Origin of the sequence: Cellulomonas sp. C5510 (genome assembly GCF_019797765.1) — a bacterium.
Taxonomy (GTDB): Bacteria; Actinomycetota; Actinomycetes; order Actinomycetales; family Cellulomonadaceae; genus Cellulomonas.
Genome location: NZ_CP081862.1, coordinates 2,653,815 through 2,671,164, shown reverse-complemented (window position 1 = coordinate 2,671,164; position 17,350 = coordinate 2,653,815). Strand labels below are relative to the sequence as shown.

Genomic DNA, 17,350 nt, shown 5'->3' with positions numbered 1-17,350 from the left:
ACATGGCTGAGACCACACCCGACCGCCCCGAACGGTCGCTCCCCGGCGCCGCCCGGGTGGAGCACCGGATCACCATCCCGTCCAGCGTGTCCATGGTGGAGCTGCTGGGCATGGACGACCAGGTCCTGCGCGCGGTCGAGCAGGGCTTCCGCACGGTCGACGTCCACGTGCGCGGCAACGAGGTCACGCTCGCGGGCCCGGCGGGGGACGTCGCGCTGGTGGCGCGCCTCGTCGACGAGCTCGTGGAGATGGCCGCCGGCGGCACGCCGCTGACCCCGGACGTGGTGACGCGCTCGGTCGCGATGCTCACGGCGGGCACGACGACGCGGCCGGCGGACGTGCTGACGTTCAACATCCTGTCGACCCGCGGCCGGACGATCCGGCCGAAGACGTCGGGGCAGAAGGAGTACGTCGACGCGATCGACCGCAACACGATCACGTTCGGCATCGGCCCGGCGGGCACCGGCAAGACGTACCTCGCGATGGCGAAGGCCGTGCAGGCGCTGCAGGCCCGGCAGGTCAACCGCATCGTCCTGACGCGCCCGGCGGTCGAGGCGGGGGAGCGGCTCGGGTTCCTGCCGGGCACGCTCAGCGAGAAGATCGACCCGTACCTGCGGCCGCTGTACGACGCGCTGCACGACATGGTGGACCCGGACTCGATCCCGCGGCTGATGGAGGCCGGGACGATCGAGGTGGCGCCGCTGGCGTACATGCGCGGCCGGACGCTGAACGACTCCTTCATCATCCTGGACGAGGCGCAGAACACCTCGGCCGAGCAGATGAAGATGTTCCTGACCCGGCTCGGCTTCGGGTCGAAGGTCGTGGTGACCGGCGACGTCACGCAGGTGGACCTGCCGTCGGGCACGACCTCCGGCCTGCGCGTGGTCGAGTCGATCCTGGCGGACGTCGACGACGTGGCGTTCTGCCGGCTGAGCTCCTCCGACGTCGTCCGCCACCGCCTGGTGAGCGACATCATCGACGCCTACGCACGCTGGGACACGAACCGCACATGAGCATCGAGGTCAACAACGAGTCCGGCCACGAGGTCGACGAGGCGGAGTTCGCCGCGCTCGCGCGGTTCGTGCTCGACCAGATGCACGTCCACCCGCAGACGGACCTGTCGATCCTGTTCGTCGGCACGGACGTGATGACGGACCTGCACGTGAAGTGGATGGACGAACCCGGCCCCACGGACGTGCTGTCGTTCCCGATGGACGAGCTGCGCCCGGGACGCGCGGACGACCCGACGCCGCCCGGGCTGCTCGGCGACGTCGTGCTGTGCCCCGAGGTCGCCGTCGAGCAGGCGCGCGCCGCCGGGCACTCGACGGTCGAGGAGCTGCTGCTGCTGACGACGCACGGGATCCTGCACCTGCTCGGGTACGACCACGCGGAGCCGGAGGAGGAGAAGGAGATGTTCGGGCTGCAGCGCCAGCTGCTGCTGACCTTCCTCGCCGGGCGATGAACGCCGTCCCCGTCGGCCTCCTGGCGACGCTGACCGTCGCGGCCGTCCTGGCCGCCGCGGTGCTGTCCGCGGGCGAGGCCGCGGTCCTGCGCATCGGTCGCTCGGCCGTGGCGGACCTGCTCGCCGCCCGCCACCCCGCGGCGGAGCGCGTCCGGAGGCTCGCCGAGGACCGCGTGGCGGTCGCCGGTTCCGCGGGTGTGGTGCGGCTGCTGTGCGAGATGCTCGCGGCCGTCTGCCTGACGCTCGCGATCGCGGCGTCCGACCTGCAGTGGTCGCTCGAGCTCGTCATCGCGGTGCTCGCGTGCGCGTTCCTCACCGTCGTGCTCGCGCGGATCAGCCCGCGGTCGCTCGGCCACCGCCACCCGTCGCAGGTGCTGGCGTTCACGTCGCGCCTGCTCGTGGCGGTGCGCGCCGTCGCCGGCCCGCTGGTGCGCGTGGCGCCGTCCGCGGGCGCGGACCTGGACGAGGACGGGCTGCGGGAGATGGTGGAGCGCGTCGGCGACTCCCCGGCCATCGACACCGACGAGCGGGCCATGGTGCGCTCCGTTCTGGGCCTCGGCGACACGCTGACCCGCGAGGTCATGGTGCCGCGCACGGACATGGTGACCACCGGTGAGGCGACGCCGCTGCGCAAGGTGCTGTCGCTGCTGCTGCGCTCGGGGTACTCCCGGGTGCCGGTGGTGGGCGAGCAGGTGGACGACCTGCGCGGCGTGCTCTACCTCAAGGACCTGGTGCGGCGGCTGCAGGACGATCCCGCTGCCGCGGAGGCGCCGGCGGTGTCCCTCGTCCGGCCCGCGGTGTTCGTGCCCGAGTCCAAGCCGGTCGACGAGCTGCTGCGCGAGCTCCAGGCCGGCGCCTCGCACCTCGCGATGGTCGTCGACGAGTACGGCGGCATCGCGGGCCTGGTGACCATCGAGGACGCGCTCGAGGAGATCGTCGGCGAGCTCACCGACGAGCACGACCCGTCCGCCCCGCAGGTCGAGGACCTCGGGGGCGGCGCCTACCTCGTCCCCGCGCGCATGGCCAAGGACGACCTGGGCGAGCTGTTCGGCCTCGAGGTCGAGGACGACGACGTCGACACCGCGGGCGGCCTGCTCGCGAAGGCGCTCGGCAAGGTCCCCATCCCGGGGTCCGCCGGTGAGATCCACGGGCTGCGCCTGGTCGCCCAGGGCACGGAGGGCCGCCGCAAGCGCGTCGCCCGCGTCCTGGTGTCCCGGGCTCCGGAGCCGCAGGACGACGACGTCGAGCCCGCCGGCGAGCGCGCCGTGCGCGAGACCCACCCCATGGACCAGTGACGGAGACACCCGTGACCCACCGCTCCGGCTTCGCCTGCCTCGTCGGGCGACCCAACGCCGGCAAGTCGACCCTGACCAACGCCCTCGTGGGCCAGAAGGTCGCGATCACCTCCGGGCGGCCGCAGACCACCCGGCACACGATCCGCGGCATCGTGCACCGGCCCGACGCGCAGCTCGTGCTCGTCGACACCCCGGGCCTGCACCGGCCTCGCACGCTGCTCGGCGAGCGGCTGAACGACCTCGTGCGCGACACGCTGACCGAGGTCGACGTGGTGGGCTTCTGCCTGCCGTCGGACCAGAAGGTCGGCCCGGGCGACCGCTTCATCGCCGAGCAGCTCGCAGCGCTGGGCCGTCGCACGCCGGTGGTCGCGATCGCCACGAAGGCGGACCTGGTCGGCAAGCAGCGGCTCGCCGAGCACCTGCTGGCCGTGTCGGCGCTCGGCGACTGGGCGGACGTCGTGCCGGTGTCGGCGGAGTCCGGCTACCAGGTCGACGTGGTCGAGCGGGTGCTGATCGGCCACCTGCCCGAGGGGCCGGCGCTGTACCCCGAGGGCGAGCTGACCGACGAGCCGGAGGCCGTCATGGTGGCCGAGCTGGTGCGCGAGGCCGCGCTCGAGGGCGTGCGCGACGAGCTGCCCCACTCGCTGGCGGTCGTCGTCGAGGAGATCGTGCCGCGCGAGGTCGCCGCCGGGGAGCGGCCGCTGCTGGACGTCCGCGTCCACCTGTTCGTGGAGCGCGACAGCCAGAAGGCGATCGTCATCGGCCGCGGGGGGTCGCGGCTGCGGGAGGTCGGCACCCGGGCGCGGCGCGGCATCGAGGCGCTGCTCGGGTCGCGGGTGTACCTCGACCTGCACGTGAAGGTCGCGAAGGACTGGCAGCGCGACCCGAAGCAGCTCGGGCGGCTGGGCTTCTGACCGGCAGCGGCCCGGCCGGCGACGGGGAGCGCGTCGCGGCGGTTCCCGCGCCCGACGCCGACGGGTCCCGGGACGCCGGGCGCGTCGGGGATACTCGGGACGTGCGTTACCGGACCGCGGGCGGAGCCGTCGTGGGGGCGATCGTCCTCGCGGTGCTCGGTGCTCTCATGGGGCCGCAGTGGGCCCCGGTCCCGATGACCGACCCGCTGACGGTGCAGGCCGCCGACACGGCGATCCCCGGCGCTCCCCGGACCGGCCCGTACGAGGTGCGGTCGTCCGTGGTGGACGTCGAGCTCGACGGGGCGACCGTCGAGGCCCGCCTGCTGCTGCCCGTGGGCGCGGGGGACGAGGTGCCCGGCGTGGTGTTCGTGCACGGAGCGGGCACGGGCCGGTTCGCGGATGCGTTCGTCGACCAGGCGCGGGTGCTCGCGGAGGCCGGGGTCGCGACGCTGGTCCCGGACAAGCGCCTGGACACGTACACGCTGCGGCACCGCGACTACGTGGCGATGGCCGACGACTACCTGCGCTCGGTCGACCTGCTGCGCACGGTCCCGGGGGTCGACCCCGGCCGCGTGGGTGTCTACGCGGAGAGCGAGGGTGCCTGGATCGCGCCGGTCATGGCGGCGGAGCAGCCCGCCATCTCCTTCGTCGTGCTCGTCTCCGCCCCGGTGGTGCCGCCCCGGCAGCAGGCGGCGTTCGCGGTCGACTCCTACCTGCGCAACACCGGGGTGCCGCAGCAGGTGTTCCGGGCGATCCCGCGGGCCGTCGGCATGTCGCTGCCCGGTGGCGGCCTGGACTACGCGGACTTCGACGTCGCCCCCTACCAGCGCCGCATGACGCAGCCCGTGCTGGTCGTCTACGGCACCGCGGACGCGTCCATGCCCGTGGTGCAGGGCGCCGAGCAGATCATCCGGGACGTCGCGATCGCCGGGAACACCGCGTACACCGTGCGGTACTACCGCGGCGCGGACCACGGCATCCGGGTGGACGGCGACGTGTCACCGACGTTCCTGCGCGACCTCACCGGCTGGGTGCGGGGCCTGCCCGCGACGAGCAGCACCTGGCCGCGCGTGGCGGGTGCGCAGCCGGAGCAGCTGTACTGGGCCGCGCCCGTCCCGCAGCCGCGCTGGCTGGGCGACGGCGACGTGCTGCTGTTCCTCGTGCTCGGGGCGGTGGGACTCGTCGTGCTGCTGCCGGCGGGGCGGTGGGTCGTCGTGGGCGTGCGCCGTGTCCGGGGCCTGCCGGCCGAGCCGGGGCGCGACCGGGTGCTCGGGCGGCGGCTCGCGCTGCTGTCCGCGGCCTCGGTCGGTACGGTCGTGGCGCTGGTCTGGTACCTGGTGGCGGTCGCGCGGCTCGCCCTGGGGTACGAACGCAACGGCTGGGTGGTGCAGGGCGGCTGGGTCGTCGTCCGGGTGCTCGGGCTCGCGGCGGTGCTCGCGGCGTCGGCCGTGGTCGTGCGGCTGCGTCAGCTCCGGCTGTCGGGGCAGCCGCTCACGCGCGGCGTGGTCGGTCACGTGGTGCTCTGGGGCACGTGCGTGGCCTGCGCGGCGCTGCTGGTGGTCCTCGCGTACTGGGGGGTGTACCAGCTGGGCATCTAGGGGTGCCCGGATGGTGGTGAAGTACCGGCAGGATGGTGTCCGACCGAACCGAGGGGAGCGCAGGTGCGGACGACGTGGGGCTCGGCCTCCGACAGAGGGCGCGTGCGGACGCTGAACGAGGACGCGCTGCTCGCGCACCCTCCGGTGTTCCTGGTCGCCGACGGCATGGGCGGGCACGAGGCCGGCGACGTCGCCAGCCGGCTGGCGGTCGAGGAGTTCGCCCGCCTGGCGGGACTCAGCGCCGTCGACCCCGCGGACCTGCACGCCTGCTTCCGGCGCGCCGCCCAGCGGATCCGGGCGACGTTCGAGCGCCGTGAGGGCGGCACGACCGTCTCCGGGGTCGCCCTGGGCGAGCACGAGGGCGCCGCGCACTGGCTGGTCTTCAACGTCGGCGACTCCCGCGTGTACCGCTGGGCGGACGGCGAGCTCGCGCAGCTCACGGTCGACCACTCGGTCGTGCAGGAGCTCGTGGACTCGGGTTCGCTCACGCGCGCCGCCGCGGAGCGTCACCCCGAACGCCACGTCCTGACCCGCGCCCTGGGCACGGGTGCCGACCCGGAGCCGGACTACTGGACGCTGCCCGCCCGGCCCGGTGACCGCATGCTCGTGTGCTCCGACGGCGTGAGCGGCGAGCTGGCCCCGGAGGAGATCGCGGACGTGCTGGCCACGAGCGCCGGCAGCGGCGCCGCGGCGGCCGAGCTCGTGCGGCGCGCGGTCGGGGCCGGCGGCCGCGACAACGCCACGGCCGTGGTGGTCGACGCGCAGGTCCTCGCGGACGGGGCAGGCGGATGGCTTGCCTTCGGTGCCGAGGATGCCGATAGGACATGGGACGAGACGGTCGACGGGGCCACGATCCCGCGACCCCGGAGCCACCAGGAGGACTCTCGGTGACCGTTCCCGAGTACACCCCCGGCGACTGGTACGCCGTCGTCGCGGGAGGCGTCGTGCTGCTGCTCGCGCCGAGCACCCCGCCCGAGGTCGTGCGTGACGTCTGGGCGTCCGCGCCGGAGCGCGGCGGCGGGCTCGGCGCCCAGCTCGACGCGCTCGTGCGGCACGGCATCGGCGGGCTGCACCCCTTCGCGGCCGTCGACCTCACCTCCGGCGCGGTCCAGACGGCGCTGCGGGGCGACGTCGAGGTCGAGGTGGTCCGCGGCACGCGCGCCGAGGTGCTCGCCGCGCCCGACGTCGTGTCGTGGTCGGAGCGTGCGGTCGGGTCCGCCGACGAGGTGACGGTGCGCGTGGCGGGCGCCGGCCGCGGCCCGGCGCTGCCGATCGTGAGCGGCGTCGTGCGTGCCTCGCGGGTGCGGGTGCGCGTGTCCGACGACGCAGCGGCCGCGCCGGCCGAGACGGCACCCGTCGTCCACGCGGCGGCGCCCGTCCCGGTCGCGACGGCTCCCGCGGCGGAGGCGCCGGCCGGACATGCGCGCCGCCACGAGGTCGAGCCGGGCGAGGTCGTCGAGAGCGACGCGACCGCGGCCGCCGAGCCCTCGCAGGACGAGCTCGTCGACGACGGTGGTGCGGTCCGGCCGGTGCCGTCCGCGGACCCGGAGCCCGCCGTCGACCGCGCCGTCGCCCCGGGGGGCGCCGCCGAGCCGGAGCCCGTCGCGCCGGAGCCCGTCGCGCCGCAGCCCGTCGCGCCGCAGCCCCGCGCCGAGCCGGTGCGCGCCGTCGGGCGGGGGACGGCCCCGGGCGACGCCGAGGACGCCGACGGCACGGACGGGTCCGACGCGGAGCCGATCGTGTGGCCGCCGGTCACGGTGGCGGCGGACGACGCACCGCTGGCACCGGCGCCCGCACCGACCACGGCGCCCGCCCCCACGCTTCCCGGACCGGCCTCCGCCGACGACCACGACGGCCTGACGATCCTCAGCGGGGAGCTCGCCTCCATCCGCCAGAACCTCCCGTCGTGGGCGCTGTCCCAGACCGGGGAGTGGCCGTCGGGCGCGGTGGTGCCGACGCCGGCCCCCGGGCCGGGCGTCCCGGGCGGCCAGTCCGCGGCGGCCGCGGGCCCCGGTGCCGTGGCGACCTCGGCCCCCGTCCCGCGGCTGGCGCTGTCGACCGGCGTGCGGGTCCCGGTGGACGGGGTCGTGCTCATCGGCCGGGCGCCTCAGGCCGACCGCGCGCCGGAGGGCGCCGAGGCGCGCCTCGTGACCGTCCCGAGCCCGGAGCACGACATCTCCCGCACGCACGCCGAGGTCCGCCTCGAGCTGGGCAGCGTGCTGGTGACCGACCTGTACTCGACCAACGGTGTCAGCGTGTCCTCCGGCGGGCTCCCGCCGCGCCGCATCGCCGCCGGTGAGCCGGTCGTGGTGCGCGACGGGGACGTCGTCGACCTCGGCGACGGCGTGACGTTCACCCTGGAGCCGGGTGCGTGACACGCGGACGTGAGGCCTCGCAGCCGCCGCGCCTCCCGGGCTACACGGTGCAGCGGCTGCTCGGCGCGGGGGGATCGGCGGACGTGTTCCTGTACCAGCAGGAGCTGCCCCGTCGGCTGGTGGCGGTCAAGGTGCTGCTCGCGGGCGTCGACGACGCCGCGCGTGACGCGTTCGAGCGCGAGGCGGACCTGACGGCTCGGCTCTCGCACCACCCCTCGATCGTGACGGTGCACCAGGCGGGCCTCGCCTCCGACGGCCGGCCGTACCTCGTCATGGAGTACTGCCCGCTGCCGGGCCTCGGGCAGCGGTACCGCGCCGAGCGGTTCGAGGTCGCCGAGGTGCTGCGTCTCGGGGTGCAGCTCGCGTCCGCCGTCGAGACCGCCCACCGCGCGGGGATCCTGCACCGCGACATCAAGCCGGGCAACGTGCTGACGACCGAGTTCGGCCGGCCGGTGCTGGCGGACTTCGGGATCGCCGCGACGGTGGATGCGGGCGGCCCGGCCGTCGGCATGTCGATCCCGTGGGCGGCGCCCGAGCTGCTGGCCGCCCGGCCGCACGGCGATGCCCGGTCCGACGTGTACTCGCTGGCGGCGACGCTGTTCTCGGCGCTCGCCGGCCGGTCGCCGTTCGAGCGCCCCGGCGGCAGCAACGAGGCCGCGGACCTGGTGGGACGCATCGAGCGCGGCACCCCGGTGCCCCCCGCGCGGGACGACGTCCCGGACCGGTTGCGCACCGTGCTCGCCCGGGCGATGGCCCGGGACCCGCAGCAGCGGCACGCGCACGCGCTGGACCTCGCGCACGACCTGCGCGCCGTCGAGGCCGACCTCGGCCTGCCCCTGACGCCGCTGGACGTGGCGGACGTGCGCGCCGAGCCGGGGACCCCCACCGCCGCCGAGCCCGACGCGACGCGCGCCCGCCCCGTGCTCGAGGTCGCGCCGGGGCCCCGGTCCGCGGCGCCGGCCGGCCCGCCGGTGGACGTCGGTTCCGGCCCGGACGCGACGCGCCTGCGGCCGGTCCTCACCGTGCCGCCGGACGCCGCCGCACCGCGGGTCGCCCCGCCGGCGCCGCACGCCGCGCCCTCCGGCCCGGGCGCGCCCGAGGGGGACGACCTGGTGGAGGTCCGCGAGGTGCGCCCCGGCGTCCCGGCGCGGTCGCGCACCGGCCGCCTGCTCGCGGTCGCCGGGTCCGTCGTCGTCATCGCCGCGGCCGTCGTCGCCGTGGTGCTGCTCGCGGGCCGCCCGGACGGCACGCCCGACCCCGGCCCGGACGACGACTTCCCCGGGCCGGCCGGATCGGTCTCCTCGACGGTGCCGAGCCCCACCAACCTGTTCGGCACCCGCGAGGACGACGGCTCGGTCGTCTTCACCTGGACGAACCCCGACGAGCAGGACGGCGACACGTACCTGTGGGGACGGCGCACCGCCACCGGTGAGCCGCAGCTCGCGGTCGTGGACGACACCACGGTGACCGTGCCCTCCGACGGGACGGCGGCCGAGGTCTGCGTCGAGGTCTCGATCGTCCGGGCCGACCGCCGGGTGTCCACCGTGCCCGCCGAGGGGTGCGTGCCGTGAGCCTGCGCTGGACCCGCCGCCGCGCCGCGTCGACGGCCGCCGTGGTCGCCGTGCCCGCCGTGGTGGCGACGCTCGCGCTGGTCAACCCTGGCTTCCCCCTCGCGCAGGTGGACCTCAACGACGGCGCCGTGTGGCTGACGTCGACGAGCACGCTGCAGGTCGGGCGGTACAACGCCCAGGTCGAGGAGCTCAACGCGGGCCTCGTGGCGACGAGCACGGAGTTCGACGTGCTGCAGGACGCCGGCGAGGTGCTGGTGGTCGAGCCCGGCACCGTGTCCGTCGTCGACCCCGCGGGCGTCTCGGCGGCCGCGCAGGTCGCGGTGCCGGCGGGGGCGCAGGTGTCCATGGCCGGCGGGACCGTGGCCGTCACCGACGCCGACGGCCAGGTGTGGGTGCGCACGTTCGCGGACCTGCCGCTGCTCCGGACGAGCGACGAGCCGGACGCCGACGTCGGCGCGGGAGGGCTCGCCGTGGCCACGACGACCGGCGCGGCGCTGGCCGTCGAGGCGGAGACCGGCGAGGTGACCCGCCTGGAGCCGGTCGCCGGCGGGGCGGCCCGCGTCGAGCCCGGGCCCGCGCTCGACGGGCCCGTGGACGCGCTGACGGCCGTCGGGGACGTCCCCGTGGGGCTCGACGGCGCGACGGTGCGCACGCCCGGCGGGTCGAGCGACCTCGGTCTCGCGCAGCCCGTGCTCCAGCAGCCCGGCCCTGCCGCGGGAGCCGCGCTGGTCGCCGGCAGCGCGGGGCTGGTCGAGGTCGACCTGTCCTCCGGGTCGGTGTCGGCCGAGCACGACGCCGGCGGGGCCGGCAGGCCCGCCGCACCGGTGCGGGTGGGGTCGTGCGCGCACGCCGCGTGGCCCACGACGACCGCGAACTACCTGCTGCTCTGCGACGGGCAGGGTGCCGACGTGCGCGACCTCACCGGCGTGACGACGGCCGACCAGCTCGTCTTCCGGGTGAACCGGCAGGTGGTCGCGCTCAACGAGGTCGTCGAGGGCCGGCTGTGGCTGCCCCTGGAGGACACCGAGGTCCGCGAGCCCGAGTGGAAGGACGTCGTCCCGGAGGACGAGCCCGACGAGCAGACCGACCAGAGCGACGGCGACCGGACCACGCAGGAGCTCGTGCCGGAGTGCTCCGCGACGAGCGCACCGCCGACGGCCGTCGACGACGAGTTCGGCGTCCGGCCCGGGCGCACCGCGATCCTGCCGGTCATCGACAACGACACGTCCTCCGACTGCGGCATCCTCGTCATCACCGACGTCGACCCGCTGCCCGCGGAGATGGGAACGCTGCGCCAGGTGTACGGCGGGCGCGCGCTGCAGATCGAGGTCCCGGCCGGCGCGTCCGGCAGCGCGACGTTCTCGTACACCGTCAGCGACGGCCGCGGCGCGACCGCGCCCTCGACGGCGCAGGTCACGGTCACCGTCCGTGACGCGTCGATCGACGAGCCCCCTGTGCAGGTGCGCACCGGCGAGATCCGCGTCGAGCAGGACGCGTCCGCGACCTACCCCGTGCTGTCCGACTTCAGCGACCCCGACGGCGACCCCCTGACGCTGGTGGGCGCCGTGGCCGAGAGCGGCACCGCACGGTTCCGACAGGACGGCACCCTCACCTACGTGGCCGACGGCGGCGAGCTCGGCCGCACCGTCGTCCGGGTGCTGGTCTCGGACGGGGTCTCGACCACCGAGGGCACGCTGGACGTCGACGTGCGCGCACCCGGCTCGACCGACCTGCGGGTGGACCCGCTGCACGCGGTGACGTACGTCGACCAGGAGGTCGAGCTGGCGCCGCTCGACGCCGTGCGGACCCGGGGCAGCGAGCCCGTGCGGCTCGCAGGTGTCGAGCAGGCCACCGGCGTCACCGTCACGCCCGACCTCGACGCCGGGACCTTCTCGTTCAGCGCGCCGACCGCCGGCACGTTCTACGTCTCGTTCACGGTCACCGCACCGCCGCAGCAGGCCGTCGGGCTGGCCCGCATCGACGTGCGCGAACGCCCCGACGAGCCCGAGCCGCCTGTCGCGGTGCTGGACCGCGCCTACCTGCCGCAGGGCGGGCAGACGACGGTCGCCCCCCTGGCGAACGACACCGACCCGGCCGGCGGCGTCCTGCTGCTGCTCTCCGTCGACGCGCCCGACGGGTTGCGCGTCGCCGTGCGCAAGCGGGAGCTCGTGCAGGTCTCCGCCGTCGGTGTGCTCGCGGCACCGGTCACGTTGCAGTACGTCGTCTCGAACGGCACGCAGACCGCGACCGGGCAGATCATCGTGTCGCCCGTGCCGGCGTTGGCGTCCTCGCAGCCGCCCGTCGTGCCGAACGCCACCGCCGACGTGCGCACCGGCGGGGTCGTGACCGTACCCGTGCTGGAGGACGCGTACGACCCCGACGGCGACGAGATCAGCCTGTCGCCCGAGTTCGCCGAGCCGCTGGGCGAGGGGGAGGGCCTGCTGTTCGTCGCCGGCGACGTGCTCCGGTACCAGGCGCCGGCGGACCCCATGACGGTCCACGCGACGTTCGTCGTCCGGGACTCCGACGGGAACGAGACCGCCGCGACCCTCACGGTGCGCGTCCACGAGTCCGACGCCGCGACCAAGGCGCCGCCGCGCCCCCAGGCGCTCGTCGCGCGCGTCTTCGCCGGCGACACGGTGCGGATCCCGGTCCCCCTCGTCGGGATCGACCCGGACGGCGACGGGCTCACCCTGCTCGGCGTCGCGTCGGCCGGCACGAAGGGGCGGGTCACGGCCGTCGGCGCCGACTACCTGGAGTACGAGGCGCTGCCCGACGAGGCCGGCACGGACACGTTCACCTACGCGGTCGAGGACTGGACGGGGCAGCGTGCGGTCGCCACGGTGCGGGTCGGCATCGCCGCCCGGCCCGGCGACAGCAACCGGGTGGTGGCGCGCGACGACACCGTCACCATCCGCCCCGGCCAGCGGGTCGAGGTCCGCGTGCTGGAGAACGACACGGACGTGTCCGGCGGCACGCTCTCCCTGCTGGACGACCTGGAGGTGCCGGACGGCATCACGGCGTCGGTGGTCGGCAGCCGCCTCGTGGTGCAGGGCGACGCCGCGGGTGTGATGCCGATCGGCTACACCGCGCAGAACACCCGCGGGGCCCGGTCCGGCGCGGTCCTGACCGTGACCGTCGACCCCGAGGCGCCGGTGCTGCCGCCGATCGCCCAGGACGTGGTCGTCCCGCCGGTCGACACGGTCGGGCTCACCTCCGTCGACGTGGACGTGCTCGCCGTCGCCCAGAACCCGAGCGGGCCCCTGGACGACCTCGTGGTGTCGGTGCCGCGCTCCGCCGCCGACGTCGCCTCGGTCGGCGAGGACGGTCTGGTCACGGTGACGCTCGCGGCCACCGCCCAGACGATCCCGTACCTGCTGACGAACCGCTCCGCGGAGGGCGTGCGGTCCTACGCGTTCATCTCGGTGCCCGCCCTCGGCTTCTTCCCGCCGACCGCCCGGCCCCGGGCGCCCGAGCTGCGGGTGGCGAGCGGCGAGACGCTCACCATCCCGCTCAGCGAGCAGATCCAGGTCGCCCCCGGGCGCGAGGCGCAGGTGTCGGACGCGACGCAGGTCACCGCGACGCGCTCGGACGGCTCGTCGCTCGTCGTCGACGACACCACCGTCCGGTACACGCCCGCCGCGGGCTATGTCGGTCCGGCGTCGATCACGGTGCCCGTGACCGACGCCACCGGCCCCGGCGACACGAGTGCGCGCACGGCCGTGATCACGCTGCCGATCACCGTGTACACGCTCGACGACTACCCGCCGGTGTTCGACCCCGCGGTCGTGGACGTCGGGCCGGGGGAGCCCGCGGCCACCGTCGACCTGCTCGCGTTCACGCGCGGCGTCGAGGGTGCGTCGGGCGCGGACACGTACACGTACCGCCTCACGTCGGGGCAGCCCGCGGGCTTCACCGTCGGCCTGTCCGGCAGCCGGCTCACGGTCGCCTCGGACGTCGGCACGCCCAAGGGCACGCGCGCCACGCTGCAGCTCCAGCTCGGGTACGGGCGGTCGTCGTCGATGGACGTGCAGGTGGAGCTCCGCACGATCGCGAGCACCCGGCGCGTCGCCGTCGTGAACAGCGTGGCGCTCGGGGACGGCGTGCAGGGTCGCGAGCGCGTCGTGGACGTGCTCGCCGGTGCCTACAACCCGTTCCCGGACCAGCCGCTGCGCGTGGTCTCGGCGACCGTCGAGACGCCCGGCACCGGCACCGCCGCCGTGTCCGGGCAGAACGTGGTGCTGCGCCCGGCCGCCGACCTGGTCGGGGAGATGGTGGTCCGCGTCCGCGTCCGCGACGCCACGGGGGACCCCGCCCGCGAGGTGTCCGCCGGCATCTCGCTGCGCGTGCGCGGCAAGCCCGCCACCCCCGCAGCCCCGCGGATCGGCGAGGTGCGCGACGGCACCGTCGTCCTGTCCTGGACCGCCCCGGACTTCCGCGGCGAGCCCATCACCGGCTACCAGGTCGTCGCCAGCCCCGACGGCACCCGCACGCCCTGCGCGAGCACCACCTGCACCATCACCGGCCTGACCAACAACGTGGAGTACACGTTCACCGTCGCCGCCGAGAACGCCGTCGGCATGTCCGACCCCAGCCCGGCGTCCGCCGTCGCACGGCCCGACGCCGTCCCGGACACCCCGGCGCCGCCGCGCTGGACCGGCTTCGGCGACGGCGAGCTCACCGCGGTCTGGGACGCCCCGGCCAGCAACGGGTCGCCGGTGACGTCGTACACGCTCATGCTGTCTCCCGCGCCGCCCGGAGGCTCCGCGACCGTCACCACGTCGGGGACGTCGTACACGTTCGTGGGGCTGGCGAACGGGACGGCCTACACGGTGCAGGTCCGGGCGCACAACCGAGCGCCGGAGCCGAGCGCGTGGAGCGGGGTGTCGGGGACGGAGGTGCCGGCCGGTGTCCCGGGGGAGCCGCCCGTCACCGCGCAGCCCGTCGCCTCGGACGAGGGGCGCCAGATCGACGTCACCTGGGCGCCGCCGGCTGACAACGGCGACGTCGTCCGCGGGTACCGCGTGGTCGTCGCGGGCGGTCCCGGGGCGGGGACCTTCGAGGTGGCCGCGTCCCAGACGCTCTACCAGCTGCGGAACGCGTCGAACGGGGCGGAGTACACGTTCGAGGTCAGCGCCCGGAACAAGGCGGGGTGGGGCGACCCGGGGAGTGCGAGCGCGATCGCGTTCGGCGTGCCGTCGGCCCCCCGGGCCCCGACGGTCGTGCGGACCTCGAGCGATGCTCCGCCCGGCCAGGGGTTCGTCGACGTCGACTGGCCCGAGGCGGACGGCAACGGCTCGCTGGTCACGCGGTACGAGGTGCAGACGACGGCCGGCTCGCCCTCGGTCGTCGGGCGGACCGCGCGGGTCTCCGACCTGCCCGCCGGCGCTCGGCCCACGATCTCCGTCCGCGCCTGCAACGCCCGCGGCTGCGGCGCGTTCGGAGAGGGGACGACCGTGGACGCCGGAGTCGTCCGCACGCTTCCGGGAGCCCCGACGAGCCCGGAGATCCAGACCGCCTCTCCCGACCCGGTCACCGGGAGGCCCGCGCAGCTCGTGCTGTCGTGGGTGGCCCCCGGCGAGACCGGCGGCACCGCCGTCGAGGAGTACGAGTACCAGGTGGCGGTGAACGGGGCGCCTCTGCGTGCGGGCCGATCGACCGCGACCACGGAGACGATCGACCTGCCCCAGCTCGCGACGAACGGCTCGACGATCACGCTCTCCGTGCGCGCGCGCTCCGGCACGGGGTGGGGCGGCTGGACCGCGCCTCCCGCGAGTCTCACGGTGACCTGGACCGAGCCCGGGCAGCCACCGGACCCCGGCGACGGGACCGACCCCGGCGCCTCCGGGTGACGCCCGCCCTGCCGATGAGACAGACGACCCCCTTCCCCCGACAGGAGACGACCACCCGATGACCCCCGAGCAGTCCGCCTGGTTCGCCGAGACGTTCGCCTCCCTGGTCGCCAACGTCTCCCGCGCGGTGCTGGGTGCCGACCGGGCCGTGCGGCTGGTGCTGACGGCGATGGTCGCCGAGGGCCACGTGCTCCTGGAGGACGCGCCCGGCACCGGGAAGACGTCGCTGGCCAAGGCCATCGCCGCGTCGGTGCAGGGCACCCACCAGCGCATCCAGTTCACGCCCGACCTGCTGCCGAGCGACGTCACGGGCGTGACGATCTGGGACCAGGGCGCGCGCACCTTCCAGTTCCACCCGGGCCCGGTGTTCACGTCGGTGCTGCTCGCGGACGAGATCAACCGGGCGTCGCCGAAGACGCAGTCCGCGCTGCTCGAGGTGATGGAGGAGGGCCACGTCACCGTCGACCGGGACACGCACCCCGTGGGGCGCCCGTTCGTGGTGGTGGCGACGCAGAACCCGATCGAGCAGGCGGGCACGTACCGGCTGCCGGAGGCGCAGCTCGACCGGTTCCTGGTGCGCACCTCCCTCGGCTACCCGGACCGGACGTCCACGGTCGAGATCCTGTCGGGGGCGCGGGACCGCACGCGGGCGCTCGACGCGGTCGTGACCACGGCCGGCGTGGTCGAGATGTCGGAGCTCGCCCAGACCGTGCACGTCGACGGTGCGGTGCTGGACTACGTCGCCCGGCTGCTGGAGGGGACCCGCGAGGACCCGCAGACGGCGCTCGGCGGCAGCGTGCGGGGTGGGCTCGCCCTGGTCCGGTGCGCCCGCGTGCAGGCCGCGGCGGCGGGCCGGTCGTACGTGATCCCGGACGACGTGAAGGACCTGGCCGTGCCGGTGCTGGCGCACCGCCTGGTGCTCGACCCGGAGGCGGACTTCCTCGGCGCGACGGCCACGCAAGTGGTCGAGCGCGTGCTGGCCGCGACGGCACCGCCGGTGGCGCGGGCGTGAGCTGGTCCGTCCGCACCTGGGCCGGGGCGGCGCCGTGAGGCGCTCGCACACCCGGCTGTCGGGCGTCGGCTGGGGCGCGGGGCTGCTCGGTGCGGCCTCCGCGGCCGCCGGCGTGCTGCTCGGCTGGGTGGAGCTCGCCGCGGCGGGTGCCGCCGGCGTCGCCGCCCTGGTGGTGGCCGTCGCGATGACGTGGGGGCGGCTGCCGCACGCGGTCCGGCTCGACCTCGCCGACCGGCGGGTCCGGGTGGGGGAGCGGGCGTTCGGCGGCGTGGTGGTGACGGCGCCCGCCGGTCGCCGGACCCGGGCGGTGCGGCTCGAGCTGCAGGTCGGGCAGGGCCGCGCCGAGCTGCAGGTGCCGTCCCTCGCACCCGGCGCCGAGCACGAGGAGCTGTTCGCGGTGCCGACGGAGCGCCGGGCCGTCGTGACGGTCGGTCCCGTGCGGGCCGTGCGGGGCGACGCGCTCGGGCTGGCGGTGCGGCACGCGGTGACGACCGGCTCGGAGGAGCTCTACGTCCACCCCCGCGTCGTCATGCTGACCGGCGCGGACGCAGGCCTGCTGCGGGACCTGGAGGGCGGCTCGACCCGCGACCTGTCGGACATGGACCTGGCCTTCCACGCCCTGCGCGACTACGTGGTGGGGGACGACCGGCGCTCGATCCACTGGCGCACCACCGCGCGGCGCGGCGTCCTCACCGTCAAGCAGTACGAGGACACCCGGCGCACGCAGACCGCCGTCGCGCTCGCCACGGACCCGCGCGACTACGGCCACGCCGACGACGACGCGGAGCTGGAGCTCGCCGTCTCGGTGGTGGCGTCCCTCGGGGTGCACGTCATCGCCGAGGAGCACCCGCTGGCCGTTCTGGCCGGCGCGGGGCGCGTCCGGACCACGGCCCGGCGCCCGCTGCTCGACGACTGCTCGGCGATCGTCTGCGGTCCCGACGGCACCGCGACGGCGCTGCTCGGGCGCCGGATCGCGCGCGAGGCCCCCGACGTGACGCTCGCCTTCCTCGTCACCGGTGCCGTGGTCGCCGACGCGGACCTGCGCGCCGCTGCGCGGCACGTGCCCGAGGGCACCCGGACGCTCGTGGTGTCGTGCGACCCGGGGTCCGCCGTCCACGTCCGCACGCAGCGCGGGCTCAGCCTGGTCCGGCTGGGCGCGCTCGACGACCTGCCGCGCGCCCTGCGGCTGGCGGCGGCCGGATGAGCACCGCGACCGCCCCCTCGACCGCCGCGGCGGTGACGCCTCCCGGGCCCCCGCCGGGTCCGCCCGG

At 75.9% G+C, this 17,350-nt stretch carries 11 protein-coding genes and 1 pseudogene; all 12 read left to right on the top strand.

Going from position 1 to position 17,350, the window contains the following annotated elements; translation table 11 throughout:
- Positions 1–2: 2 nt before the first annotated feature.
- The 12 genes and pseudogenes from K5O09_RS12295 to K5O09_RS12245 all read left to right on the top strand — a co-directional run bounded on the left by K5O09_RS12295 (position 3) and on the right by K5O09_RS12245 (position 17,283).
- Positions 3–1,013, top strand: coding sequence for a PhoH family protein (locus tag K5O09_RS12295; protein WP_222169813.1), 1,011 nt, complete (start codon positions 3–5; stop codon positions 1,011–1,013).
- Positions 1,010–1,462, top strand: a complete 453-nt coding sequence (ybeY, locus tag K5O09_RS12290) for an rRNA maturation RNase YbeY (protein ID WP_222169812.1) — start codon at positions 1,010–1,012, stop codon at positions 1,460–1,462. The genes K5O09_RS12295 and ybeY overlap by 4 nt, the downstream gene beginning before the upstream one ends.
- The gene (locus K5O09_RS12285; protein ID WP_222169811.1) at positions 1,459–2,757 is read left to right on the top strand and encodes a hemolysin family protein; all 1,299 of its coding nucleotides are present in this window, start codon (positions 1,459–1,461) and stop codon (positions 2,755–2,757) included. Before ybeY ends, K5O09_RS12285 begins: the two co-directional genes overlap by 4 nt.
- Positions 2,758–2,768: 11 nt before the next feature.
- Positions 2,769–3,671, top strand: a complete 903-nt coding sequence (era, locus tag K5O09_RS12280) for a GTPase Era (RefSeq protein ID WP_222169810.1) — start codon at positions 2,769–2,771, stop codon at positions 3,669–3,671.
- Between the two features lie 101 nt (positions 3,672–3,772).
- On the top strand, positions 3,773–5,269 hold the full coding sequence (locus K5O09_RS12275) for an alpha/beta hydrolase family protein (protein WP_370635443.1): 1,497 nt from the start codon (positions 3,773–3,775) through the stop codon (positions 5,267–5,269).
- Between the two features lie 102 nt (positions 5,270–5,371).
- Positions 5,372–6,160 carry a PP2C family serine/threonine-protein phosphatase gene (locus K5O09_RS12270; RefSeq protein ID WP_255595372.1) on the top strand — a complete coding sequence of 263 codons (789 nt, stop codon included), beginning with the start codon at positions 5,372–5,374 and terminating at the stop codon, positions 6,158–6,160.
- On the top strand, positions 6,157–7,644 hold the full coding sequence (locus tag K5O09_RS12265; protein WP_222169808.1) for an FHA domain-containing protein: 1,488 nt from the start codon (positions 6,157–6,159) through the stop codon (positions 7,642–7,644). The genes K5O09_RS12270 and K5O09_RS12265 overlap by 4 nt, the downstream gene beginning before the upstream one ends.
- Positions 7,641–9,215: a serine/threonine-protein kinase gene (locus K5O09_RS12260; protein WP_222169807.1), complete on the top strand. Its 1,575-nt coding sequence runs from the start codon at positions 7,641–7,643 to the stop codon at positions 9,213–9,215. The genes K5O09_RS12265 and K5O09_RS12260 overlap by 4 nt, the downstream gene beginning before the upstream one ends.
- A 344-nt stretch (positions 9,216–9,559) precedes the next feature.
- A pseudogene (locus tag K5O09_RS12255) lies at positions 9,560–14,014 on the top strand (Ig-like domain-containing protein); the annotation flags it as partial.
- A 33-nt stretch (positions 14,015–14,047) separates the two neighbouring features.
- Positions 14,048–15,067: a fibronectin type III domain-containing protein gene (locus K5O09_RS19565; protein ID WP_370635578.1), complete on the top strand. Its 1,020-nt coding sequence runs from the start codon at positions 14,048–14,050 to the stop codon at positions 15,065–15,067.
- A 58-nt stretch (positions 15,068–15,125) separates the two neighbouring features.
- Positions 15,126–16,079 carry a MoxR family ATPase gene (locus K5O09_RS12250; protein WP_222169805.1) on the top strand — a complete coding sequence of 318 codons (954 nt, stop codon included), beginning with the start codon at positions 15,126–15,128 and terminating at the stop codon, positions 16,077–16,079.
- Positions 16,080–16,113: 34 nt separating this feature from the next.
- Entirely contained in the window at positions 16,114–17,283 is a 1,170-nt protein-coding gene (locus K5O09_RS12245; protein WP_255595370.1) for a DUF58 domain-containing protein, read from the top strand.
- The last annotated feature ends 67 nt before the right edge of the window (positions 17,284–17,350 follow it).

Excerpts from the sequence above, each read along its gene's own strand:
- K5O09_RS12285 (WP_222169811.1), top strand. The coding sequence starts at position 1,459 with ATGAACGCCGTCCCCGTCGGCCTCCTGGCGACGCTGACCGTCGCGGCC.
- ybeY (WP_222169812.1), top strand. The coding sequence starts at position 1,010 with ATGAGCATCGAGGTCAACAACGAGTCCGGCCACGAGGTCGACGAGGCG.
- K5O09_RS12250 (WP_222169805.1), top strand. The coding sequence starts at position 15,126 with ATGACCCCCGAGCAGTCCGCCTGGTTCGCCGAGACGTTCGCCTCCCTG.
- K5O09_RS12295 (WP_222169813.1), top strand. The coding sequence starts at position 3 with ATGGCTGAGACCACACCCGACCGCCCCGAACGGTCGCTCCCCGGCGCC.